Source organism: Staphylococcus sp. HMSC34G04, from assembly GCF_001838765.1.
GTDB lineage: Bacteria > Bacillota > Bacilli > Staphylococcales > Staphylococcaceae > Staphylococcus > Staphylococcus epidermidis.
Map to the genome: position 1 here is coordinate 73062 of NZ_KV838705.1, position 26585 is coordinate 99646.

Genomic DNA, 26585 nt, shown 5'->3' on the forward strand with positions numbered 1-26585 from the left:
ACTAGGAGGTGAGATGTCTATGTCGATTTATACTTCAGGAGATATAGCTCATAAATGCCATGTGTCAACACGCACTATTCAGTACTACGATAAACAAGAAATCTTATCGCCAAATTATACTTCTGAAACTAACAGACGCTTTTACACTGATAAGGAAGTGGAGAAACTTGAACTGATTTTATTTCTTAAGGAAATAGGTTGCACAATTAAAGAAATTAAAGTGTTATTACAAGAAGACTCATCAATGAAGACGCTTTACACTCTTCTTCAAATCAAAAAGCATGAGATACAACAGTCAATAACAGTTAAAGAAAACAAGGTACGTAAAATAGAGCAAATTCAGCGCTATGTTCATCAAAATTCAATATCTCCAATTTATTATTTACAAGATATAGCTACTTATATGGAAGAATCTCATAGACGCAAATATGTTAGAAAGAAATTATGGTTAAGTATAGCTCTGATTGGTTCATTACAATATGGTGGTTTGATCACTTCAATTGTAACTAAAAGGAAAAAGCCTTTTTTGTCGATGATGCCTGTTGTAGCTATGTATTCACTTTGGTTAACAAAAAAGTATAAAAAGAATGTTTCATATGTCTGTCCTAATTGCCACCATGTGTTTAATCCTAGTGTCATTAAATTTGTAACAGCATCACATACACCTTAAACTAGAAAGCTTCAATGTCCTGATTGTCACGAAATACATTATTGTGTAGAAATTGCTAAGCAATGAATGCAATTTGGATATATTAATAAAAATTCATTTATGCTACATGACGCAAAGCATAAAAATAGCCTGAGACGAATAGTCTTAGGCTATTTTTATATATAGCACACGACTGAATAGGACATATGCGCATCGTAATCAATGATTGAGCACACTTAGGATATTAGTCGATTTGTTCTTGACCACGTTTATTCCAAGTTAAAATGAAACATAACATAGCGAGTATGCTGATGACTGTTAATAACACAAAGCCAATATGCCATCCAAAATGTTGAACTACAAACCCTAATACAATATTAGCCATAACTGCACCGAACAAGTATCCAAATAGACCAGTTAGACCAGCCGCAGTGCCAGCAGCTTTTTTAGGAACATAATCTAACGCTTGTAAACCAATTAACATGACTGGACCATAAATTAAGAAACCAATACCAATTAATGAAAGATTATCTAACCATGCGTGACCTGGTGGATTTAACCAATATATAAGGATAAAGATTGTTACGCCTAACATAAAGAAGAAGCCTGCTGGACCACGACGACCTTTAAATAGTTTGTCAGATAGATAACCACAAAGTAGTGTGCCCGGAATTCCTGCCCATTCGTATAAAAAGTAAGCCCAACCTGAAGCACTTAAATCAAAATGCTTTTCCTCACTTAAGTATGTCGGTGCCCAGTCCAAAACACCATAACGCACAAAATAAACGAAAATGTTTGTAAAAGCAATCGCCCATACCCATTTGTTATTAAGTACATATTTAAACAATATTTCTTTCGTAGTTAATTCTGTTTCAATTGTTTGTTTAGTTGAAGTGGCATAATCATTTTTATACTGCTCAATTGGTGGTAACCCCTGAGATTGTGGTGTATCTCTAATAAGTATGTAAGAGAAGATGGCAATAATGATAGCCAATAGTGCAGGATATATAAAGACGCCTTCAAACCCTTTTAAATAACCGAAGTTGTATAATGCAGTCATGGAAATACCCCACGTAGCAATAGGTGCCATTAAACCTCCGCCTACATTATGTGCTACATTCCATATTGACGTTTTGCTTCCGCGTTCGCTGACACTAAACCAATGAACTAACACACGTCCAGATGGTGGCCAACCCATTCCTTGGAACCAACCAACTAAAAACAGCATGATAAACATTATAGTTATGCTTGAAGTAAAGAATGGAATAAATCCTAATAATAAGTTAATAATTGCTGTCAATACTAAACCTAAAGTTAAGAACATTCGAGCATTACTTCGATCGCTGACAGTTCCCATTACAAATTTACTAAAGCCATATGCGATAGATACTGCAGATAACGCAATACCTAATTCCCCTTTACTAAAGCCTTGCTCAATTAATGAAGGCATTGCTAAAGAGAAGTTCTTTCTTAATAAATAGTAACCAGCATAACCGATAAATATTCCTAAAAAGACTTGAAAGCGTAGTCTTTTATACGTATCATCTATTTTTTCTGATGGCAATGATTTGATATGTCTAGCTGGTTTTAAGAAATTAAACATGTTATAACCTCCTAATCGTATGATGATGTATAAAACTGAAAAATAATTACGAGTAAATTTTAAGTATCCAAGTAAGCGTTGTCAATATAATTATATTTTTTTATGAAATATAAAATATATAATTGAATAATAAGAAACAAGCAATAAGTAAGTATGTTTTAAGTGTATTTTACATTGTTTTATAAATTGTATTGAGAGGAAGGAAAGTGAACGAATCAAAGATGGATGTAAATAATTCTAAGAAATATTTTGTTGAATTGTGTTTAAAATGTCAAAACACCTAAAAGAAAGCGCTTGCAAAACAAAAATTTGTATATTAACATACTTGTATACAAGTAGAGGGACATTGAATTGAGGTGGATAGAACGTGACGTATGGTTATCCGAAAAAGTGGAAGGAAAACATGACTTCAGGACAAGTAATAGCTGCTGAGTTACGTTTAGGAATAGTGAATGGCGAAATTGAATCCCATATACAACTAAGTGAAAATCAAGTTGCACAACAATTTAATGTGAGTCGTTCACCGGTCAGAGATGCATTTAAGTTACTTCAAACAGATCAATTGATTCAATTAGAGCGTATGGGTGCACAGGTGCTTCCTTTTGGAGATCAAGAGAAAAAGGAGATGTATGATTTGCGTTTGATGCTCGAATCATTTGCCTTTTCAAAATTAAGTGGTACAGATACACAACATATTGTTAAGGAAATGAAAAAGCAATTAGAAATGATGAAAGTTGCAGTCCAATTTGAGGATGCTGAAGCATTTACACAACATGATTTTGAGTTTCACGAGGTGATGATTCAAGCAACAAATCATCAGTATCTTAAAGTGTTTTGGAATCACCTTAAACCTGTTATGGAATCACTCATACTCATTTCAATGAGACAAAGAATGGCAAATGACCCTAAAGATTTCGAGAGAATTCATAGTAATCATCAAGTTTTTATAGATGCTGTTGAGAACGATGATGCCTCCATATTGAGAAAAGCATTCCATTTAAATTTTGATGATGTAGGAGAAAATATTGAAGCTTTCTGGTTACGTTAATTTATAGAAAAGAGGGATGAATATGAAATATATGATTGGTGTAGATATGGGGACAACGAGTACGAAGGCTGTGCTATATGATGAAAAAGGCAAGTTTATAATGAAACATAATATTGGCTATGACTTACATACACCAAACGTAGATGTGTCGGAAGAAAATCCGGATGAAATATTTGATGCTGTGCTTATGACGGTTAAATATATTGTAAGAGAATCTGGCATCGCAAAAGAAGATATTAAATTTATTTCCTTGAGTGCGCAAATGCATAGTTTGATTGCTATGAACGCGGATAATCAACGTTTAACTGAAAATATCACTTGGGCTGACAATCGAGCGAATGATTATGCTGATTTAATAGAAAAATCATATGGCGGTTTTGAATTGTATCAACGAACTGGTACACCGATTCATCCTATGTCACCATTATCTAAAATCTTTTGGATGAGACATGAGGAACCGGAGATATTTAAACAAACAACTATGTTTGCAGATTTAAAAACATACGTACTGTTTCAATTATATGAGCGATTCGTCATTGATTATTCTTTAGGATCAGCTACAGGTATGATGAACTTAGAACAATTAGATTGGGATCATAAAGCTTTAGAATTGTTAGGTATTGAAAAAAATCAATTACCACAACTTGTTCCAACCACACATGTTTTAACTGGAATGAAAAAACGCTACGCAACGTTGATGGGTATTGATGAGCAAACGCCTGTGATTGTCGGAGCGAGCGATGGCGTATTATCTAACTTAGGTGTAAATAGCTATCAAAAAGGTGAAGTTGCTGTAACTATTGGCACATCGGGCGCAATTCGTACGGTAATTAATCAGCCAAAAACAGACGAGAAGGGGCGTATTTTCTGTTATATTCTCGATAAAGATCAATATGTGATTGGCGGTCCCGTCAATAATGGTGGTGTCGTTTTGAGATGGTTACGAGATGAAATTTTAGCGAGTGAAGTTGAAACGGCTAAAAGGTTGGGGGTCGATCCTTATGATGTGTTAACTCAGATTGCCAGCAGAGTAAAACCAGGTGCAGAAGGATTAATTTTTCATCCCTATTTAGCTGGAGAGCGTGCACCATTGTGGAACGCTGACGCTAGGGGTTCATTCTTCGGATTGACATTATCTCATAAGAAAGAGCATATGATTCGTGCAGCATTGGAAGGTGTACTGTATAACTTATATACAGTTTATCTGGCATTAATTGAAGTGATGAATGAAACACCGACAACAATTAAAGCGACGGGTGGTTTTGCTAAAAGTGAAATTTGGCGACAAATGATGGCAGATATTTTTGATACAGACTTAATCGTACCTGAAAGCTACGAAAGTTCATGTCTAGGTGCATGTGTACTTGGAATGAAAGCTCTAGGAGAAATAGATGATTTTTCAGTCATTAAAGATATGGTAGGTACAACACATGCCCACGAACCTAACCAAGAAACAGTTGCCATCTACCAACAACTTGTCACCATTTTTATTAACATTAGTCGTTCTATGACTGAGAACTACAGTGATATTGCGAATTTCCAACGAGAACATTTAAGTGATTAATTGATTATATATTATATGAATAATAAACAAGAGAAAGAAGGGGAATACGATGTTTGGAGAGATTTGGCCACTCATCAGTGTTGTATTAGGAATTATTATCTTATTAACATTAATTATTGGATTGAAACTTAATACATTTATTTCATTAATCATTACTTCAATGATAACTGCGTTATTATTAGGTATGCCACTTAACAAAATTATGGAAACCATTGAAAATGGTATGGGTAGTACGCTAGGTCACATTGCTTTAATCTTTGGCTTAGGTGCGATATTAGGTAAATTATTAGCCGATGGCGGTGGCGCAACACGTATTGCTGATACACTTATTGCAAAGTTTGGTCAAAAACATGTTCAATGGGCTATGTTGATAGCAGCATTTATCGTTGGTATTGCGTTATTTTTTGAAGTAGGTCTTGTACTATTAATCCCACTCGTATTTACAGTAGCTAAACGCGCAAATGTATCAATATTAAAGTTGGGACTACCAATGGTCACAGCGTTATCCGTTACACACGGATTCTTACCACCGCATCCTGGACCCGTTGTCATCGCTAAAGAGCTTAAAGCGAATATTGGTGAAGTTTTGTTATATGGTATGATTATTGCTATTCCTGTAACACTTATTTCAGGTCCACTCTTTAATCGATTTGCGCAAAAGATGGTTCCAACAGCGTATACGAGAGAAGGGGATATTTCTTCTTTAGGTACTCAAAAGGAATTTAAAGAAGAAGAGATGCCAGGTTTCGGAATAAGTTTATTAACTGCTATGTTACCTGTTATTCTTATGTTGATTTCTACAATTGTGCAACTGATTACAGGACACGAAGAAGCAACAAATGTATTCGAACAAATTGTTTACTTCATAGGAACTGCTGGTACTGCAATGCTTATCGCAGTGATATTTGCAATCTTTACGATGGGAACGAAGCAACAACGAAAAATGGAAGACATTATGAAATCAGTTACGCAAGCTATTTATCCAATCGGCATGATGTTACTCATCATCGGTGGTGGTGGTACATTTAAACAAGTACTCATCGATGGTGGCGTAGGTGATACAATCGCTAAGATGTTTGAAGGAACAAGCATGTCACCCATTTTATTAGCATGGATTGTAGCTGCAGTCTTAAGGATTTCATTAGGATCAGCTACAGTTGCTGCCGTATCAACAACAGGCATTGTGTTACCACTTTTAGAACATTCAGATGTTAATGTATCTTTGGTCGTTCTTGCAATAGGTGCAGGTAGCGTAATTCTCTCTCACGTCAATGATGCAGGATTCTGGATGTTCAAAGAATATTTCGGGCTGACAGTTAAAGAAACATTTTTAACATGGTCTTTATTAGAGACAATTATTTCAGTATCAGGTATTTTATTTATTTTGTTTATTAGTTTATTTGTATAGAGAAAAATTTCCTGCCACTCTCATTTTAAAAATATAGCGAGTGTTTTTCAGTGGATGTCTGTCACCGATATATTTAAAATAAAGTTAATTTCTTTTCGAGTATTTTTAATTTCTAACTCAATTCTTGATTAAGTTAATGTTAATAATGAAAAAGATTGTGGTGAAAAAACACTACTATGAAAGCATTTTAAATAGTGATACACTTTATTAAGAGTTTAATTACGTAAATAGGTAAAGGAGTTTATAGATTGAAAAAGATAAAAAAAGCAATAATTCCTGCTGCTGGTTTAGGTACTCGTTTTTTACCAGCAACTAAGGCGATGCCAAAAGAAATGTTACCAATATTAGATAAACCAACAATCCAATATATTGTAGAAGAAGCCTCTAAAGCAGGGATTGAAGATATTATTATAGTGACTGGCAAGCATAAACGTGCAATTGAAGATCACTTTGATAATCAAAAAGAATTAGAAATGGTTCTTGAAAATAAAGGAAAAGCAGACCTGCTTGAAAAAGTACAATATTCAACAGATTTAGCTAATATTTTTTACGTACGACAAAAAGAACAAAAGGGGCTAGGACATGCAATTCATACTGCAAAACAGTTTATCGGTAACGAACCATTTGCAGTGTTATTAGGAGATGACATTGTAGAGTCTGATACACCAGCTATTAAACAATTAATGGACGTTTATGAAGAAACAGGCCATTCAGTAATAGGTGTTCAAGAAGTGCCAGAATCTGATACACATCGTTATGGTGTCATTGATCCTTCTGCTAAAGAGGGAAGTCGATATGAAGTACGTCAATTTGTAGAAAAGCCGAAACAAGGTACTGCCCCGTCTAATCTAGCAATCATGGGTCGTTATGTATTAACACCAGAAATTTTTGATTATCTTGAAACACAACAAGAAGGTGCTGGAAATGAAATTCAATTAACTGATGCGATTGAACGAATGAATAGCAAACAACAAGTGTATGCATATGATTTTGAGGGTAATCGTTATGATGTTGGAGAAAAATTAGGATTTGTTAAAACAACGATTGAATATGCTTTAAAAGATCCAGAAATGAGTCAAGACTTAAAAGCATTCATTAAGCAATTAGATATTTAAATTCAATCAAAAATGCCTGAGACAAAATAGTTGTCCCAGGCATTTTACGTATTTATAGTGGATGATTGGATTGAGTATTCACTGTCATCAAATTTTGATTATTAGAAAGGGTGGTCCTCAATATCATGAGTACCACCTAGAAATTTTACTAACCATGTTAATTCTATTTCGATATCAAGATTGCAAAGAGAATACATTTCCACCTTTTTCTATTTAAGAGTTAAATATAGCATCGTTCATTTTTTGTGCAACTACGTCAAAATGGTCACAAGAAAGTGATACATAAAGTTTAATTTTAGGCTCTGTACCAGAAGGACGCAAAGCAATAAATCCTTCATTAAAGTATATCTTTATTACATTCGCTTTAGGTAAAGTTATATCGCTGACTTCATCATTTTGTAAGTCAGTCTTTTTACCTGTTTCAAAATCTTCGATTGCAATGACTTTAAGACCACACATTTCCGAAGGTGTTTCACTTCTGAATTGAGTCATAATATTTTCGATTTTTGCCTTGCCTTGAGTACCTTCAAATGTATGTGAGAAAAGCTTGTCATTAAAGTTACCGACATTTCGAGTAATGTCTTCTAATTCATCTTTAAGCATGCGTCCTTTGTTTTTTAATTCAGCTGCATACTTAATCATTAATGGCACAATTTGAATCGCATCTTTATCTCTCACGAAAGGACGGGCTAAGAAGCCATAACTTTCCTCGTAGCCAAAAATAAAGTTTTGTTCAGGAGACAGATGTCTTATTTCAGCTGCGATATATTTAAAACCTGTCAAAACTTCTTTGAAATTGACATTATGATATTGAGCAAGAGATTTAGCTAAGCCACCACTTACAATTGATTGGAACATAATTCTGTTAGATAATCCTTCTGTTTGTTTGATACGATAATTTAACAAAAGTGCACCAATCTGATTTCCGTTGTAATAGTGGATGTTACCTTCAGCATCAAGTTCAACTATTCCTAAACGGTCTGCATCGGGATCTGTGCCAATAAGTAAATCAGCATCAATGTGATTAGCGAGTTCTATCGATTGATCAAAGGCTTTATGATCCTCTGGATTTGCACTGGCTACAGAGCTGAAATCTGAATCAGGTTCACATTGTGATGCGACTAACTCAAATTGATTAAAGTTAAGAGAAGATAAGATGTCAGGTACAACTGGCACACTCGTACCATGCAAGCTTGTAAAGACAACTTTTAAATCAGACTGTGGAATCGTTCCAACTAAGTCTTGTACGTTTTTGAAATAATCTTCTCTGACTTCGCTCGGGACTGAATGAATTAATGATTGTTGTTCAGTAGTTAAACTAGGTAAATTAATATGAAGCGGATGACCTAACTTATCGATATATGTGCTTAGTCGTGCGGAATCGTCGGTTGATAATTGAGCACCATCTTCTCCATAAACTTTAATTCCATTGTAATCTTTAGGATTATGACTAGCTGTAATCATAACACCCGCATCAGCCTGTAAGTATCTGACTGCAAATGACAAATCAGGTGTTGTTCTGTATGTATCAGCAAGATAAACTTTAATATCAAGACTTGCTAGAATATTAGCGATAATTTGAGCAAATTCAGGTGATAAGTGTCTTGTGTCATAATGTATGACGACAACAGGATGCGCGATACTTGATGTTAAATAATGGGCAAAGCCTAACGCTACTTTAGATACTGTGAACTTATTTAATCGTCCTTCACCTAAACCGAATTTCCCTCTAATACCAGCCGTGCCAAAAGACAGTGTAGTATTAAGTCCTTCTTGTTGCTCTTCGGAAGTTTGATTATTATAAAAATCTTTGACTAAACTTTCATCTAATACATCTATCCAATTATTTTTCATATTTACAAATTCCTCTTTATTAAAATTAAAATATACATTATACTATATTTTTAGTTTACGTTTATTTTCGAAAACATAAAAAGTTCTTAACTTATTTTAAAACAACTTATAAAATACTTCTTAAATCACATTATAAAATTTCTGGCTTCAAAATGCATCAATATTTTTATAATTAACTATAAAATAGCATACATCTTAAAAGGTGGGGATTAAAACAATGATATATACAGTAACAAGCACATTACCCTTAGTGCACGGAGGAAGAACTAAATCATTATTAACAAGAATTCGATTTCTTGATAAAGAAATGGGCATTCACAATAAAATATTAACAACGAATTATAACGCCAATTATAATGAAGTTTATCAAAAGTTCGAAGAGAATCAACTCATAACGAAAAATACGCAAATCGAAAATATATATGATTGGTTATCTGATTTCAAATTACTTTCAATACCTAAAAGTAGATTTAAGAAAAAAACGCTTTACTCTGAAAAAGATAGAGACATTGAAGGTTTAACTTCTAAAGCATTCAATGATGGCAATGTGATGAGATATTATGATCAAGAAACTTATGTTTTATATCGGAAATTTTATGAAGATACAAATATCATAGAATTTGAAGACGTGATGTCACCAATTTCTAAGAAAAAAATTGAACGTAGAGAATATAATCACTTCGGTCAATTGCATAGAAAGATTTACTTCTCAAGCCGCACATATCACAAAATTTTGGAAGAATATTTTGACACTGAGGGAAGTATTTACTGTAAAAAATTCTTCAATTCACAAAAGGCAAATGAATTAGATTTTATTCAAATTTTTAAAAATCAACGTATCATGAAGGCTTTTAAAAACGAAAAAGATCTCTTTAAATATTATTTCGAACATCGCTTTAAACAAAATGATATTGTGTTTAATGATGCTAGACTTTTAGATAAACCACTTTTAAATAACTGTATGAACACAAAAAATGTGCTTGTATTTCATAATAGCCACATCGATGGCGATAATATTAAATCTTCATACAAAATTGCATTGGAAAATTCTGATAAAGTAGCTCAATACCTCTTGCTCACACATATGCAAAAAGACGATATTCAACATGCATATGGTATCAGCGATGAAAAAATATCGATTGTACCTCACTTTATTAAAAGCTATGGACAACAAGATACTCAAGACAAAGAGGATAGATTTGTATTTATTGGTAGACTAGGCAAACAAAAACAAGTGGACCATTTAATCAAATCTTATAATCAATTCTTAAAATATGGACATCAAACGAAATTAGCGATTTATGGTGCAGATGAACAAAATCAAAAACAAGTCATACTAGATTTAGTTAAAGAATATCAAATTGAAGATAAAGTTGATTTAAATGATTTTACCAAGCATCCACTTGAAGAATTCAAAAAATCTAAAGCCTCACTATTAACCAGTGAATACGAAGGTTTTGGTTTAACCGTTATGGAAAGTATTGAAGTAGGTTGCCCAGTCATTGCTTATGACGTAAGATACGGTCCTGGTGAAATCATAGAGCACGGTGAAAATGGTTATCTTGTTGAGCCAGATAACATTGAAGCATTCGCAGCCTATATGGATAAAATAATTAAAAATCCACTAACAAAAGTTGAAACAAAAAATGCACTCAAGTATGAACAAGCAAAGAATAACTATCAGAAGTTGTTTGAGAGAGTAAAGTAATTATATATAAATTGAAAATTTTAGGTATTCAGATGGTTGAGATGATCTGAATACCTTTTTTATGCATAAATAAAATACGTTTAATAACAATGAATTATCTATATAAATCATATTTTTAACTCATCTAATATATTAAGTATGTAAACCACGACTTGTTTAAAAAATAAATTTTATATACATAAACAGAGCATTTTTCGCAGTTGTTTGGATGTATAAACACATATACATTTGTTAAAATTAAAATAAATTTATTAAGGTGTGAAGGTGATGAAATTGAAAAAGGAAATTAATGTAGTAGGTGCTATTATATACTCTGATAACAAAATATTATGTGCGCAAAGAAGCGAAAATATGAGTTTACCCTTAAAATGGGAGTTCCCAGGTGGGAAAATAGAAAATGGGGAAACCGAAAAAGATGCATTAATAAGAGAAATTAAAGAAGAAATGAAATGTGATTTAATTGTTGGTGATAAGGTAACAACCACAACTTATGAGTATGACTTTGGAATAGTTAACTTAACAACCTACAAGTGTAAACTTAACAATAAAAAACCAACTTTAACTGAGCATAAGGAAATAAAATGGGTAGGAAAAAATGAATTAGATAAATTAGAATGGGCTCCAGCAGACGTACCTGCTGTAAGACGTATAATAGAGGAGAATTAGATTGAGTAATTTGATACAAGATATTAAGCAATCTTTATATAAAGGGTTTATAGATAAAGATAGTTCCCATAAAGGTAATTTTGTTCCAAGATTACTAGTAAATAACAAAGAGGAAAATGTTCTTTCTACTATTATAGATCAGCTGCACAATTGCCAATCTTTTTGTATTTCGGTTGCATTTATAACAGAAAGTGGTTTGGCAAGTCTAAAATCACATTTTTATGATTTAAGTAAGAAAGGCGTAAAAGGAAGGATAATAACATCAAATTACTTAGGTTTTAATAGTCCGAAAATGTTTGAGGAATTATTAAAAATAGAGAATGTAGAGGTTAAATTAACAAACATTGAGGGGTTCCATGCTAAGGGATACATATTTGAACATCATAATCATACTTCCTTTATTATAGGGAGTTCGAATTTAACTTCTAATGCATTGAAATTGAATTATGAACATAATTTATTTTTATCAACTCATAAAAATGGAGATCTTGTTAACAATATTAAATATAAGTTTGATGAACTTTGGGATTCTAGCTTTTCTTTAACTGATGAATGGATAAAGGAATATAAACAGTCTTTTGAATATCAATCATTGCAAAAAGTATTTGATAACACTGCCGTTCAAAATTCAGATATTAAAAAGTTTAATGAATCAAAACTTATAAAACCCAATTTAATGCAAGAACACGCATTAAAGTCATTAGAGTCTTTGAGAAATGTGGGAGAAGAAAAGGGGTTAATTATTTCTGCGACAGGAACTGGAAAAACTATTTTATGCGCACTTGATGTAAGGGCTTATTCTCCAGATAAATTTCTATTTATTGTTCATAATGAAGGTATATTAAATAGAGCTATAGAAGAATTTAAGAAAGTTTTTCCATATGAGGATGAAAGTAATTTTGGATTATTAACGGGAAAGCGAAAAGATCATGATGCTAAATTCCTTTTTGCAACAATTCAAACACTTTCTAAAAAGGAAAATTATAAATTGTTTAACTCTAATCATTTTGACTATATCGTTTTTGACGAGGCGCATCGAACTGCTGCATCTAGTTATCAGAAAATATTTAATTATTTTAAACCTAACTTTTTGCTAGGAATGACTGCAACACCAGAAAGAACTGATGAATTAAATATTTTTGAATTGTTTAATTATAATATTGCTTATGAAATTCGTTTACAAGAGGCTTTAGAGAGTAATATTTTATGTCCTTTTCATTATTTTGGAGTTACAGATTATATTCAAAATGAAATGAGTCAAGAAGATGCATTTAATCTAAAATATTTAGCATCTAATGAGCGTGTTGAACATATCATAAAAAAGACTAATTATTATGGTTATTCAGGTGACGCTTTAAAGGGTTTAATATTTGTTAGTAGTAGGGAGGAGGCGTATCAATTAGCAAACCAATTAAGTAAACGTGGTATATCATCAGTTGGTTTGACAGGAAAAGATTCTATAGCTTATAGAACTGAAACAATTCAACAACTAAAAGAAGGATCTATTAATTATATAATTACTGTTGATTTGTTTAACGAAGGAATTGATATTCCAGAAATTAATCAAGTTGTAATGTTAAGACCTACTAAATCCAGTATTATATTTATTCAACAGCTTGGTAGAGGATTAAGAAAAAGTAATAATAAAGAATTCGTTACTGTTATTGATTTTATTGGGAATTATAAAACTAACTATATGATCCCAATAGCCTTATCTGGAAATAAATCTCAAAATAAGGATAATTACAGAAAATTCTTAACAGATACTACGGTTTTAAACGGTGTTTCAACAATAAATTTTGAAGAAGTAGCTAAAAATAAAATCTATAATTCACTAGATTCTGTTAAATTAAATCAACCAAAACTAATTAAAGAAGCTTTTAACAATTTAAAAGACCGTATAGGTAAATTACCTTTACTTATGGACTTTATAAATAACGATTCGATTGATCCAAGTGTGATTTTCTCACGTTTTAAAAATTATTATGAGTTTTTAATAAAAAATAAAATTATTGAGAATGAATTAAGTATTAATGAATTTAAAAATTTAACATTTTTATCAAGACAATTAGCACCTGGACTTAAAAAAGTAGATATTGATGTATTGAAAGAAGTTATACAAAATGACGTAACTTATGAAAACTTAACAAAAAAAATGTTAAACATTAATAACGATATTTCTGAATATGATATTAACACTTCATTAAGTATTTTAGATTTTACTTTTTTCAAAAAGACTATAGGTAAAACTTATGGATTGCCTTTAATACAATATAAGGATAATCTTATTTGTCTAGGAAATGAATTTAAAGAGGCTTTAAATAAATCACTATTTAACACATTTGTTCATGATTTAATTGATCTTGCTAATTATAATAATGACAAATACCAAAATAAGAAAAACAGTTTAATTCTATATAACAAATATTCTAGGGAAGATTTTGTTAAGTTATTAAACTGGGATAAAGATGAATCAGGAACTATTAATGGTTATCGTATGAAACATCGTACACTTCCTTTATTTATCACTTATGATAAACATGAGAATATCAGCGATAATACTAAGTATGACGATGAATTTTTGAGCCAAGACGAATTAAAATGGTACACGCGGTCTAATCGTAAATTAACTTCACCAGAAGTACAAAATATTTTAAAGCATGAAGAAAATAATACAGATATGTATATATTTGTGAAAAAAAGAGATGATGAAGGGAAATATTTCTACTATTTAGGTAAAGCCAAATATATTAATGGAACTGAGAAGCAAGATTATATGCCTAATGGAAATAGCGTGGTTACTATGCATTTATCAATGAATACGTCCATTCGAGATGATATTTATAGATATATCACTTAATTACTTATACTAAAATTATTATTTCTGAATTTTGATTATTAGTAAAAATTAGTGATACTTTTGTGAAATGTATCACAAAATGCTTTTAATTTACATAAAATGATGTAGTATATGAAGTGTAAGGAAAGAGTAAATTATTGAGGTGATGACTATGAGAAATGCTATAGAAGAATTGATCTTCTCCGATGTAAGTAGTTATGACATCTATGTAAACACAGGCGTTAACCAAGGGTTGGTTGGAGACATCAAGGATGGTTATTTGACGATTGATTCTATCCCGTATATTGATGCTGAAAGATTATACTATTATAGTTTAGAGCGCAAAGCCCTCGTTACAAGTTGATTTTTGACGCACTCCCACAATGTTGAACTCGCTTGCTCTCAAAGAGTAATTGAGGGCAAAATTGACACTCTATATACCCCTAAAATCTAAATTAATGTGTTAGGAGACCGTAACTTACTACCCCTGTGAGTTATGGTCTTCATTTTTGATCTGTGATTCAACGATGATTTACATTTCTTTTAATGTGTCATATTGTCTCACACGAAGTATCCTATGATTACATCGAATCTTTCATTTCCCAACATATTTTAATCATCACAATGCAAACTGTCTTGATAATTATTAAACGTTTCGACCTCTAGGATTTCTAGAGTGTTCAGCCTGTTTAAAGTTCTTTTTTACGGAATTGTAAGCATAAACAATATTATATAACTTATTTTTAGCATCGTTTTCACTTGAAAATGGTATACGTATATCGTCTCGCTTGTTCACTTCGCATCTAAATGCTTTTTCTTGTTCCTGACGTTCAGCTAGCGATAATGCGCACCATTCTTCCTTTGAAAATAATTCTTCAAAACGAAATTCAAAAGCAGTACGATGATTATTTTCACTTAGTTTTAATACCCGTTCATAAAACGACATTACTGTTCCTCCTAAAACTTGACTTTTATTCTTTAGTTACTATGTTTACTTTATAATGAAAATGACTAAATATAAAATGATTTTTATAATTAAATATATGATTGATTCCTTTTGTTTAAAGTTGATCTATAAATCACATTAATGTCCTATTCTCTAACAAAACGTTATGATAAAGATATTCAAAATAATTCTATGATAAGGAGTAGTGATGTATGACAAAGTTAAAAGAGAAAGTTGCAGTCGTTACAGGTGCGAGTAGCGGTATAGGAGAGGCGATTGCCAAAAAGTTAAGTCAACAAGGTGCATCAATAGTTCTGGTTGGTCGTAACGAACAACGCTTAAACGAAATAGCCCAGCAATTAAATACCCCAGCTAAAGTTGTTTCAGCGGATGTCACTGTAAAATCGAACATAGATGATATGTTAAAAGCTGTAATAGACCATTTTGGTCATATCGATATTGTTGTGAATAGCGCAGGTCAAAGTTTATCATCTAAAATTACAGACTATAATGTTGAGCAGTGGGATACTATGATAGATGTAAATATTAAAGGTACAATCCATGTTTTACAAGCAACATTGCCTTATTTGTTAAAACAATCTAGTGGGCATATCATCAATCTTGCATCGGTATCAGGATTTGAACCAACAAAGACGAATGCCGTTTATGGTGCGACAAAAGCAGCAATACATGCAATCACACAGTCTCTTGAAAAAGAATTAGCACGTACAGGTGTTAAAGTGACTAGTATTTCACCAGGAATGGTTGATACCCCTATGACGGAAGGTACTGATTTTGGAGAACGCAAAAAACTTGAAGCACAGAACATTGCTGATGCTGTAGTATATGCTTTAACACAACCTAGTCGCGTTAATGTTAATGAAGTAACGATAAGACCTGTTTAAATGGTGACATTTCTTTATTTAAAATAGCATTTTCGTTTCATGTTACACTTAAATTGTTACGTTTGAATTCAACCACTTTATACAAAGGATGGGATATCAATTGGATAAACGTCAATTTGAAATTTTAGATATGCTAGTTAAATTTAATACTGAAAGTCCACCTGGACGTAATACAGATCCATTGCAAGATGAAATTGAAACGTTACTTAAACAACTGGATTTTTCAATACAAAGAGAACAGTTATATGACAATGATAGTGTGATAGTAGCAACCTTAAAAGGACACAATCCTCAAGCGCCAAAACTGATATTGAATGGGCATGTTGATGTAGCTTCTGTAGATGACGATCAATATTGGCAGTATCCACCTTTTAAACTTACCAACAAAGATGAATGGTTATACGGTCGAGGTGTTAGCGATATGAAAGGTGGTATGTCTTCGTTATTCTACGTCTTGGAGCAATTACATCAAGAAGGACTACGCCCTGAAGGGGATATTATTGTTCAATCAGTAGTCGGTGAAGAAGTAGGTGAAGCGGGAACTAAACGTGCGTGTGAAATAGGACCTAAAGGTGACTTAGCTCTTGTCTTAGATACGAGTGAGAATCAAGCACTTGGGCAAGGTGGCGTGATTACTGGATGGATTACAGTTAAAAGTAAGAATACAATACATGATGGTGCGCGTAGTCAAACGATACATGCCGGTGGGGGCTTGTTTGGTGCAAGTGCCATTGAAAAAATGACAAAGGTGATTCAATCGCTTAATGAACTTGAAAGACATTGGGCTGTCATGAAGAAGAGCCCTGGAATGCCGCCAGGTGCGAATACAATTAACCCAGCTGTCATAGAAGGTGGACGTCATCCTGCATTTATTGCAGATGAATGTCGATTATGGATTACTGTTCATTACTTACCGAACGAAAGTTATGAATCTGTAGTTGATGAAATAGAGAAATATTTAAATAAGGTTGCAGAAGCAGATGTATGGCTCAGAGAGAATCCACTTGAATTTGAATGGGGTGGTACATCCATGATTGAGGATAAAGGAGAAATCTTCCCAAGTTTCACTGTGCCGACACATCATCCAGGTTTTAAGCAATTAGAAAAAGCACATGAATATATTCATAATAAAAAGCTTGAACATGGTATGAGTACAACTGTAACTGATGGAGGTTGGACAGCACATTTTGGCATTCCCACAATACTATATGGCCCAGGTAGTTTAGAAGAAGCACATAGCGTAGATGAGAAAATAAAAGCAAGGGAATTAGCACAATATAGTGATGTTTTATATACATTTTTAAAAGAGTGGTATGCACACCCACAATCCTATAAATCATCATAGATAAAAAAGAGGTACAAGAACGACTTTTATACTCTCAAAATGTTGAGTTAAAGTGATGTGTTCTGTACCTCTTAATTATTATAAAGAATAACAAGTTGAATAGTTATAAAAAGATATTTATTATTTTCGTGTTCATTTCATATAAAATACAATTGTCAAGGTGAGTTTATCTTTTAAATGTGTTTTTTAATTTTCGCATCCAACTACCACCACGTCTAGAATGAACGGGTTGTCCTGAAGGTTGTACCGATTGTTTTTTTAGTTCTTCTCCATACTTAATTGCTTCTTGCATCAAGTAAGATTGAGAGTTTAAAGGTGATGAATTGTTTTCGACGTAATGATAAACGCCCTGTGCTTCTTGGTAACGACCTTTTTGGTTGTCAGATAATTGTAAATTCATATAGTTAACTAATCGTTGTCCTATTGATTTATCTTCAACAGGGAATAATATTTCGACACGTTTAATCATATTACGTGTCATAACGTCAGCTGAAGATAAATAAATATGCGCCTCGCCATTATTATGGAAGTAATAAATACGTGAATGTTCAAGCAAACGACCCACAATACTAACAACCTCTATATTTTCGCTAATACCTGGAATGCCTGGTTTAAGACAACAGATACCACGAATGATGAGTTGTATTTTAACACCAGCTTGGGATGCTTCGAAGAGCTTTTCGATAATCGTTTTATCGGTTAAAGAGTTCATTTTCATCATAATTTTACCATTACCATGTTGTAAATGACTACGTATCTCTTTATCGATACGATCAATGAAGACGTCTCGAATATCGTATGGTGCTACAATCAATTTATTGTATTCTGGTTTTGTTGAGTAACCACTCAAGTAATTAAAGAAGTTAATTGCATCCTCAGCAATATCTTTATTTGTCGTGATGATACCCATATCTGTGTATAATTTAGCAGTTTTATCGTTATAGTTACCTGTACCCAAATGAACAAATGACGTCAGTTCATTATTGATGCGTTTAACGACTAAAGCAATTTTACTATGCGTTTTTAAATGTGTCATACCATAAATAACGTGACAGCCAGCATCTTCAAGCATACGTGCCCAATGTACGTTATTTTCTTCATCAAAGCGTGCTTTTAATTCTACGAGCACCGTTACTTGCTTGCCGTTTTCAGCAGCTTCTTTTAAGCTGTTAATAATCGGCGAATCCTTACTCACTCGATACAAGGTTTGTTTGATAGCGATTGTATTTGGATCATCTGCTGCTTGTCGAATAAAGTCAACTATTGGTTCAAAAGATTCATACGGATGGTGGAAGAATATATCTCTTTCTAATGATAACTGATAGATATTCTTGTTACCTAATGATTTAGGTGGTTGAGGGGTATATTTATCATACGTTAAATACTTGAGTTTATGAGATAGATGATCAACCAATCCAAATAAGAATGTTAAATCCAGTGGCCCATCCAAATAATAAATATCATTATCTTCAATTTCTAATTGATTGATTAACCATTCTACATTCTCTTTTTCAGAAGTGCGACAATCTAATTCTAAACGTACAGCGGAACCACTCTTACGTTCTTTTAAGAAACGTTCAATTTCTATAAGCAAATCCTCAGCACCATCTTCATGAATGGTTAAATCTGCATTACGTGTTATTCGGAAAGTAAAAGTATTTAGTACTTCGTATCCTGTAAATAGATAATTGATGAAATACGTAATCACATCTTCGACCATGACAACGTATTGTTTTGTACCCTCATTTAAAGTTAAAAAGCGTGGAATTAATGAAGGAATTTGAACGATAGCTGAATTAATGGCATCTTCCGTATCGATATCAACAAAAATATTTAAACTTTTATTATTTAACTTTGGAAATGGATGATACGCATCAATACCTAATGGAGTCAGTGTCGGCAAGACACTTAACTTGAACTCTTGTTCTAATTTTTCTATCAATGCATCTGATAAGTCTTCAGGTTTTACCATCTCAATATCGTAATTGGCTAATTCTTTAATTAATTCGTTATAACGTTGATATTGAGTGTTCACATAGTCTGTATTTTTAATTTTAATAGCATCAAGTTGTTCTTGAGGCGTCATTTGTGCTTTATTTTCAGGTTTGTCATATCCCATTTTGACTTGGTCTTTTAACCCAGCCACTCGAACCATAAAGAATTCATCTAAATTTGAACTAAAGATAGAAATAAAATTAAGTTTTTCAAGCAACGGATTATTTTTATCATATGATTCTTGTAATACTCTGTAGTTAAAATCTAGCCAACTTAACTCCCTATTGTTGTAATACTGCGGTAAATTAATATCTTTTTCTCCCAATCGAGTTTGCATACTATACATACACCTCATTAATTAATCTTTATTATGCACCAATCTAAAATATCATAATAATTTTAAGATTTTGTAAATATAATAGAAACCTTACCTTTTAAAATTTTCTCAATATGCTTTTTCTGACGATTTGCTTGGTATTCTTCTGCAATAGGTGATCCTTTGTAATAAACTATTAAATCGTATTTGTCATCTTTCTTTGCTTTTAGTTTAACTTCCTCTACAAAACTAGTATGTGAGATATTCAAGGTGTTTGCAAATTTAATAATCCCCCCTAAAGCTTGTATTGTATCTATTTCTTTATTACTAAACCACTGTGTTTCTTTGCAATAAAATTTAAGTAAAGATTTGTTTTTAAAACTAGCTAACAAAGCTAATTTCACACGATCTTTATGTGAAAAGCCGTTAATCATTGAATTTGCGATTAAGTAATACGTATGTGGTGAACTTGAGTCTGAATCAATGAAACTACCTAGGTAATAGATGTAGGCACCTTCAATAAATAATTCTTTTTCTATTTCCGAAATATTAAGTGATCGTTCACTTATAATTTGATTCAATAAGGATTCAGCTAATTTCACACGACGATTAGCACTCGTTTCTTCAATATGATATTCGTTCGCTAAATGACGCAATGCATCTTTACGTACGTGACTTTTATTAAACTCATCAGGATATCGTTTGCTGATGTGGTTCATAATAAATCCTTCACGAATCCCTTTTCTTGAGAAGGTGAATTGTGTGGCGTCAATTTTTTTGAAAAGCGTTTTAAAGACGGAGATAGCCGGCAGAATAATATCGACGCGGTCGCGACTTAAACCGTCTAGATTTGTTAGTTCATCGCGAGAACTTTTACGGATTAAATCATAAACATTGTTAATATCTTTCGAAGTCATCGTATAGTTATGAACGCCACCGATAGGGTATGCATGTGCTGATTGATGAATGCGTGCAACATTACGTGCAGAACCACCTACTCCTACAAGCGCAATATGTTGATTGGATAGCCAGTCTAGCTGACTAAATTGCTCACGTAAAAACTGTTCCATATTTTTAATGGCTGTTTTGTCATTATGTTCTTTATCACCAAAAAACTGACGCTTAAGTGATACTACGCCGAATGGAAAGCTGTGAGACTCTTTAAGTTGCTTATCTTTGAAAAGGGTAACTTCGGTAGAACCGCCACCGATATCGACAGAAATTCCATTTTCAATATCAGTAGTATGTGTAATCGCATAGTAACCGTAAAATGCTTCATCTTCTTCAGGTACAATTTGAATTTCGATATGAATATCTTGTTTAATTTCTTTAATGATAGCTTCACGATTTTTAGATTGACGAATAGCAGCTGTTGCGATGGGATATAATGCATCAACTTTAAATTTATCCGCAACTTTTCTAAAACTGCTTAATGTCTCTTTTAAAACATGAATACCTTCATCATTCATTTCATTGGACTTTGTGAGATATTGACTTAATCGTGCAGGTGTTTTTATATTCAGTATTTCATTGAGTCCAGTTTTTTTATTGTAGCCAAATATAACAAGTCGAATCGTGTTGGAACCAATGTCTATCAAACCAATTCTTTCTTCCATGTGTGCCTCCTATTATTCAAACAATGCGTTTAAAATAATCCCTATTTAATTTTATTGTACATGATATAGATAAATTGAAAAGAACTTACAGTTAATTTTTCTGAAATATTTAAGATGATTGATTAGTAATTATAATTTTAAAAAATATAATTTTAGTAAAAAGAAAAGTACATAAGTGTATAACTTAACTCAGCTATTTATTCTTCGTGCGTCTTATTCTTATCACTGTTTAAGTTGATTCACATCGTGGAAAAAATAAACTAACATGATACTTAATTGTATTAAGTATGTACAAGTGATAGGAGAGTGACTTTGGATGGAACGTTTAGAAAACAAAATCGCAGTGATTACTGGTGCGAGTACTGGTATTGGGAAAGCATCAGCCGTGGCGTTAGCAAAAGAAGGCGCACATGTGTTAGCGCTTGATATATCAGATCAATTAGAAGAAACTGTACAGTCTATTAATGATAATGGTGGGAAAGCAACTGCATATCGTGTAGATATTTCAGATGATAAACAAGTCAAACAATTCTCAGAAAAAATAGCACAAGACTTTGGACATGTAGATGTTATTTTTAATAATGCGGGTGTAGATAATGGCGCCGGACGTATTCATGAGTATCCAGTTGAAGTGTTTGATAAAATTATGGCTGTTGATATGAGAGGAACGTTTTTAGTAACTAAATTTTTATTACCTTTAATGATGAAACAAGGTGGTTCTATTATTAATACAGCTTCATTCTCTGGACAAGCTGCCGATTTATACCGTTCAGGGTATAATGCTGCAAAGGGTGGTGTCATTAATTTCACAAAATCTATCGCTATAGAATATGGACGTGAAAATATTCGTGCTAATGCCATAGCACCTGGAACAATCGAAACACCACTTGTTGATAATTTAGCAGGTACATCAGATGAAGAGGCCGGACAAACATTCCGAGAAAATCAAAAATGGGTAACACCATTAGGTCGACTAGGAACACCGGATGAAGTCGGGAAACTTGTAGCATTTTTAGCTTCTGATGATAGTTCATTTATAACTGGTGAAACTATTCGTATCGATGGTGGTGTGATGGCTTATACATGGCCTGGAGAAATGTTAAGTGATGAAAGTTGGAAAAACTCTACTAAATAAAATTATTGAAAATAAAGCATGCCTAAGACCTCATTGCTTGTCTCAGGCATGTTTTAATATATTGTCGGGTAATCACAGAAATAAATTTTATTTTTATTAAAGCATTTTAACAAATTTAATTTTTGTTATTGAGATGTAGCAGTAAATTCTAATATGAATGTTAACTTAATTCATTAGTGCTCTGGTAATGATTATTCTGAGCAGATTTCACACAATTTATACTGTGCATCAGCCCAACTTGATAAGTGAGTATAACCTTTTAATTCTTTAGTATTGATTTTAATGGTAATGTTTTCGTCATTATTGAGTGTTTTACCACATTTTGAACAAGTCATAGCTCCAAATATAGTCTTTTTAGCTTTATTACCAGTAGAAAACATGATATACCTCCTTCATTTACCACATAAGTGCTTGATAACTGTCATCATTTAATGAGCGAACAATCTCAGTAATTAAGCGCACTGAATTTGTATAATCATCAATGTTGAGCACTGATACATTAGAGTGCATGTATCTTAATGGCACGCCGATTGTAATTGTTGGGATACCTTCATTGGCTACATGAATGCTACCTGCATCTGTACCACCACCAGGTGTTGTTGCCCACTGTACAGGAATATTATGATGCTCAGCAACATCTTTAATATGTTTGCGCAAACCATCGTGAGCGATACTAGTGGCATCCATCAATATTGCTAACGGGCCATCACCCAACTTACCTTCATTTTTTTCACTCGTCATACCTGGAACATCGTATGCAACCCCGACGTCCACAGCGATTGCTAAATCAGGTTTAATCAAATTTGCTGCAACTTTAGCACCACGTAAACCTACTTCCTCTTGTACAGTTGCACCGGCATATAGATTGATATCTATGTTTTCATCTTTAAGTTGTTGAAGTACATCAACAGCAAGTGCGCATCCATATCGATTATCGAACGCTTTAGCTGTTAAGTATTTATCATTGGCTAGCGATTCGAATTCGCTATAAGGTGTAATCATATTACCTAATTCAATTCCTGCTTCTTTCGCTTCTTCTTTACTACCTACACCAATATCGATATACATATTTTTAATATCAACAGGCTTCTTACGCTCTTCTGGTGAGAGGGCATGTGGTGGTTTAGAACCAATAATTCCACGTATCTCTTTACCATTTTCAGTAGTAATCGTCACTTTTTGAGATAACATGACTTGATTCCACCAGCCACCAATGGGCGTGAAATAAATGTATCCTTGTTCATCAATTTGTGTAACGATAAAGCCAATTTCATCTAAATGACCGGAAATCATTAAAGATTTAGTTCCATGAGTAGCATTCTTTTTACCAAAAATACCTCCTAATCGGTCTTCAACAATCTCGTCGCTGACAGGTGTTAAATAATCTTTCATCAATGATTTAACTTGCATTTCATGTCCAGAAATGCCATTAACATCTGTTAAAGATTTAAGTAATGCTTTAGATTCTGGCATAGTCATTCCTCCATTAATAAGTCTTTAAAAGTAGTATAACATTCTAAATAGTGAAATTCTGAATCCCATGTTTATAGATGTTTAAATTTTCAAAATAAAAAGATATTTATCTTCATATAAGTAACATATTCAAATTAAAGATGATATAATTAACATGATTAAAGATGAGAGAAGGCGACTACTATGAAAAAAGTCATATCGCTTTTAGTAGTAATAGTGATAAGTGCTGTATCTCTTTCAGCATGTGGGAAGGAACGCACAAAAACTTATGAAGGCGAAGTCAACGGAAAGCAAGTGATTACATCTTTGACATACAAAGATGATGAAGTTCTCAAACAATCTACTATAGCAACAGTTAAATATGATGATTTAGGCATTACTAAAGATGAAGCGAAACAAATGTTTAAAAATGATGAGCAAGCCTTTAAAGGGATAGAAGGTGTCACATATAAAGCTGATTTTAAAGATCGAAAGGCCATCGAACATATCGATATTGATTATAAAGATGCGGATATCGATCAGCTTAAGAAAAATTTAGGTTTCATATCATCCGATGCCAAAAAAGGTGACCATGTGAGTATGGATAGGGTTGTTAAACAACTCAAACGTAATGGTTTAAAAGATAAAAGTAAAATGAATGAAGATAATTAAATTGAAAAGGAGTGAGACAGCATTCTGTCTCGCTCCTTTTCGATGTTGTGATTTAAGAAATTAATTTAAGTTTATAATCCTGAATGGACGTTGTAGTGCCATCTAATTGTCTATAGATAATATGATCGGAAGTAATCTCCGTTGGACTATGAACGCCTACAGCTGCAGCGATGTTAAATAATCCTTCATGCAAACTTGTAACATAATTTGTAACACGGTATTGTTTTTCATCAACAATAAGTCCTTTTTCTTTTTTAGGATCGGTTGTTGCTACTCCGACTGGGCATGTATTTAAATGACATTGTTGGCTCATGATGCATCCTACACTTATCATCATCCCTCTAGCAATATTGACGAGATCTGCACCTAATCCTAATGCAATTGCGATTTTATCTGGAGTCACTAATTTACCAGACGCAAAAATTTTAACTTTATCTCTTATACCATACTTTTCTAACATACTTGAAACGATAGGAAGTGCTGTAAATAATGGTAAACCTACACCATCTTCAAGCTCTTGGAAAGTAGCGCCTGTACCACCTTCGCCACCGTCAACAGTGATAAAGCTTGGATAGATGTCTATCTCTACCATTGTTTTAACTAACGTCTCTATTTCTTCAACTTTACTAACAACAATTTTACAGCCTACCGGTTTTTGACCTATTGATTGTAATCGATTAACGAAATTCAGTAAATCTGTTGGATTTTTAATAAAATCAAAACGATTAGGTGAATTAATAGTTTCATATGGTTTCACATTTCTAATGCGTGCAATCTCTTCTGTGACTTTATTGCCTTCCATATGTCCACCACGTGTTTTAGCGCCTTGTGCTAACTTGATTTCAAACGCACGTACATTATTGTGTTCGGCAAGATTGATAAACATGTCTCTATTAAAATTGCCATCATGATCTCTTACCCCAAAGAGTCCTGGACCAATTTGATAGATGATGTCACCATTACCTTTCAAATGATATTCAGATAATCCACCTTCACCTGTATTCATCCATGTACCAGCTTTAGCTAACCCCATTGATAGTGCAGTAATTGCATTTTTACCTAAAGCGCCATAACTCATCCCAGATTGACCAACTAAGCGTTTGATTTTAAAGGGATGCTTAAGGTTAGAGCCCAATACTACTGCATGTTCATCAGTTAAGAAAAACGGATCAACCTGAGCGCTTTTTCTGTATTCTTCTCTACTAAATAGGCGCTCATTCTCAATATGATATAAAAATGTAGAAATGAATTCAGTATGATCGATATGTAATTCAGTTGCTTGAAGTGGAAACATCGTATTCTGAATATAAAACCCTTCTTCATAATCCTTACCTGTACCGAAACTAGTCATTCGTGATTTATATTTTCCAGCTAAAACGATATTTTTATAATCACTTCGTGAAAAAGGTTTGCCTTCATTATCGTTTGCGAAGAAATATTGTCTTAATTCGGGACCGATTTTTTCAGAAATATAACGTATACGACCCAAAACAGGAAAATTTCTTAGTACACTGTGTTGATTTTGACCTTTGTCTTTAAATAACCAAATAACCCCAAAAATCATAATCGTTAATAACACAATCATGATGATGATATTGACTATGAATTGCATGACAGTTAAAACTGACATAAACAATACCCCCTAAAAACGTTTTCAATATTATGATACAACAATGTATGCGTTTTACAATGAAAGTCTAATAGAAAAACATTAAAATTATTGTACGGCTGTATTAAGATAAAAATATA

At 32.8% G+C, this 26585-nt stretch carries 20 protein-coding genes and 1 pseudogene; 13 read left to right on the plus strand and 8 right to left on the minus strand.

What is annotated here, in order from left to right; translation table 11 throughout:
- Nucleotides 1–19 precede the first annotated feature (19 nt).
- Nucleotides 20–736, plus strand: a pseudogene (locus HMPREF3241_RS02560) (MerR family transcriptional regulator).
- A 157-nt stretch (nucleotides 737–893) separates the two neighbouring features.
- On the opposite strand, the gene glpT reads toward HMPREF3241_RS02560, so the two are convergent.
- On the minus strand, nucleotides 894–2252 hold the full coding sequence (gene glpT, locus HMPREF3241_RS02565; protein ID WP_002447135.1) for a glycerol-3-phosphate transporter: 1359 nt from the start codon (nucleotides 2250–2252) through the stop codon (nucleotides 894–896).
- A gap of 367 nt (nucleotides 2253–2619) precedes the next feature.
- Here glpT and HMPREF3241_RS02570 point away from each other — a divergent pair, with 367 nt between their 5' ends.
- From HMPREF3241_RS02570 to galU, 4 genes are all read left to right on the plus strand, one after another.
- Nucleotides 2620–3300: a GntR family transcriptional regulator gene (locus HMPREF3241_RS02570; protein WP_002447136.1), complete on the plus strand. Its 681-nt coding sequence runs from the start codon at nucleotides 2620–2622 to the stop codon at nucleotides 3298–3300.
- A 22-nt stretch (nucleotides 3301–3322) separates the two neighbouring features.
- Nucleotides 3323–4864: a gluconokinase gene (gene gntK, locus HMPREF3241_RS02575; protein WP_002447137.1), complete on the plus strand. Its 1542-nt coding sequence runs from the start codon at nucleotides 3323–3325 to the stop codon at nucleotides 4862–4864.
- Nucleotides 4865–4913: 49 nt separating this feature from the next.
- Nucleotides 4914–6272 (plus strand): gluconate:H+ symporter, encoded by a 1359-nt coding sequence (locus HMPREF3241_RS02580; protein ID WP_002447138.1) that lies wholly within the window; start codon nucleotides 4914–4916, stop codon nucleotides 6270–6272.
- Nucleotides 6273–6520: 248 nt separating this feature from the next.
- Nucleotides 6521–7387, plus strand: coding sequence for a UTP--glucose-1-phosphate uridylyltransferase GalU (gene galU, locus HMPREF3241_RS02585; protein ID WP_001831553.1), 867 nt, complete (start codon nucleotides 6521–6523; stop codon nucleotides 7385–7387).
- Between the two features lie 213 nt (nucleotides 7388–7600).
- Here the strand turns inward: galU and HMPREF3241_RS02590 are convergent, their stop codons facing one another.
- A complete protein-coding gene (locus tag HMPREF3241_RS02590; RefSeq protein ID WP_002447139.1) occupies nucleotides 7601–9241 on the minus strand; it encodes a phospho-sugar mutase in 1641 nt (546 codons plus the stop codon).
- Between the two features lie 217 nt (nucleotides 9242–9458).
- On the opposite strand from HMPREF3241_RS02590, the gene HMPREF3241_RS02595 reads away from it, so the two are divergent.
- From HMPREF3241_RS02595 to HMPREF3241_RS02610, 4 genes are all read left to right on the plus strand, one after another.
- Entirely contained in the window at nucleotides 9459–10949 is a 1491-nt protein-coding gene (locus HMPREF3241_RS02595) for a glycosyltransferase (protein WP_002495955.1), read from the plus strand.
- 273 nt (nucleotides 10950–11222) lie between these two features.
- Nucleotides 11223–11615: a (deoxy)nucleoside triphosphate pyrophosphohydrolase gene (locus HMPREF3241_RS02600; protein WP_002495954.1), complete on the plus strand. Its 393-nt coding sequence runs from the start codon at nucleotides 11223–11225 to the stop codon at nucleotides 11613–11615.
- A 1-nt stretch (nucleotide 11616) separates the two neighbouring features.
- On the plus strand, nucleotides 11617–14475 hold the full coding sequence (locus tag HMPREF3241_RS02605) for a DUF3427 domain-containing protein (protein ID WP_002495953.1): 2859 nt from the start codon (nucleotides 11617–11619) through the stop codon (nucleotides 14473–14475).
- Nucleotides 14476–14626: 151 nt separating this feature from the next.
- Nucleotides 14627–14818, plus strand: coding sequence for a hypothetical protein (locus HMPREF3241_RS02610; RefSeq protein WP_001831457.1), 192 nt, complete (start codon nucleotides 14627–14629; stop codon nucleotides 14816–14818).
- A 282-nt stretch (nucleotides 14819–15100) separates the two neighbouring features.
- Here HMPREF3241_RS02610 and HMPREF3241_RS02615 read toward each other — a convergent pair whose 3' ends face one another.
- Nucleotides 15101–15400, minus strand: coding sequence for a DUF1413 domain-containing protein (locus HMPREF3241_RS02615; RefSeq protein ID WP_002447143.1), 300 nt, complete (start codon nucleotides 15398–15400; stop codon nucleotides 15101–15103).
- 212 nt (nucleotides 15401–15612) lie between these two features.
- Between HMPREF3241_RS02615 and HMPREF3241_RS02620 the strand changes: the two genes are divergently transcribed.
- Together HMPREF3241_RS02620 and HMPREF3241_RS02625 are read left to right on the plus strand one after the other, a co-directional pair.
- Nucleotides 15613–16305: an SDR family oxidoreductase gene (locus HMPREF3241_RS02620; protein WP_002447144.1), complete on the plus strand. Its 693-nt coding sequence runs from the start codon at nucleotides 15613–15615 to the stop codon at nucleotides 16303–16305.
- Nucleotides 16306–16393: 88 nt separating this feature from the next.
- Nucleotides 16394–17650, plus strand: coding sequence for an acetylornithine deacetylase (locus tag HMPREF3241_RS02625; RefSeq protein ID WP_002447145.1), 1257 nt, complete (start codon nucleotides 16394–16396; stop codon nucleotides 17648–17650).
- Between the two features lie 166 nt (nucleotides 17651–17816).
- On the opposite strand, the gene HMPREF3241_RS02630 is transcribed toward HMPREF3241_RS02625, so the two are convergent.
- Both HMPREF3241_RS02630 and ppx read right to left on the minus strand, forming a co-directional pair.
- Nucleotides 17817–19982: an RNA degradosome polyphosphate kinase gene (locus HMPREF3241_RS02630; protein WP_002495952.1), complete on the minus strand. Its 2166-nt coding sequence runs from the start codon at nucleotides 19980–19982 to the stop codon at nucleotides 17817–17819.
- 62 nt (nucleotides 19983–20044) lie between these two features.
- Nucleotides 20045–21577, minus strand: a complete 1533-nt coding sequence (gene ppx / locus HMPREF3241_RS02635; RefSeq protein ID WP_002447147.1) for an exopolyphosphatase — start codon at nucleotides 21575–21577, stop codon at nucleotides 20045–20047.
- 316 nt (nucleotides 21578–21893) lie between these two features.
- On the opposite strand from ppx, the gene HMPREF3241_RS02640 reads away from it, so the two are divergent.
- The gene (locus tag HMPREF3241_RS02640) at nucleotides 21894–22712 is read left to right on the plus strand and encodes an SDR family oxidoreductase (protein WP_002447148.1); all 819 of its coding nucleotides are present in this window, start codon (nucleotides 21894–21896) and stop codon (nucleotides 22710–22712) included.
- A gap of 191 nt (nucleotides 22713–22903) precedes the next feature.
- Here HMPREF3241_RS02640 and HMPREF3241_RS02645 read toward each other — a convergent pair whose 3' ends face one another.
- Both HMPREF3241_RS02645 and HMPREF3241_RS02650 read right to left on the minus strand, forming a co-directional pair.
- Nucleotides 22904–23092, minus strand: coding sequence for a hypothetical protein (locus tag HMPREF3241_RS02645; protein WP_002447149.1), 189 nt, complete (start codon nucleotides 23090–23092; stop codon nucleotides 22904–22906).
- A gap of 16 nt (nucleotides 23093–23108) precedes the next feature.
- Nucleotides 23109–24185 carry a M42 family metallopeptidase gene (locus tag HMPREF3241_RS02650; protein WP_002489490.1) on the minus strand — a complete coding sequence of 359 codons (1077 nt, stop codon included), beginning with the start codon at nucleotides 24183–24185 and terminating at the stop codon, nucleotides 23109–23111.
- Between the two features lie 183 nt (nucleotides 24186–24368).
- Between HMPREF3241_RS02650 and HMPREF3241_RS02655 the strand changes: the two genes are divergently transcribed.
- The gene (locus HMPREF3241_RS02655; protein WP_002447151.1) at nucleotides 24369–24836 is read left to right on the plus strand and encodes a YehR family lipoprotein; all 468 of its coding nucleotides are present in this window, start codon (nucleotides 24369–24371) and stop codon (nucleotides 24834–24836) included.
- A 52-nt stretch (nucleotides 24837–24888) separates the two neighbouring features.
- On the opposite strand, the gene HMPREF3241_RS02660 is transcribed toward HMPREF3241_RS02655, so the two are convergent.
- Complete coding sequence (locus HMPREF3241_RS02660; RefSeq protein WP_070853427.1) at nucleotides 24889–26466, minus strand: FMN-binding glutamate synthase family protein; 1578 nt, start codon at nucleotides 26464–26466, stop codon at nucleotides 24889–24891.
- Nucleotides 26467–26585: the final 119 nt, after the last annotated feature.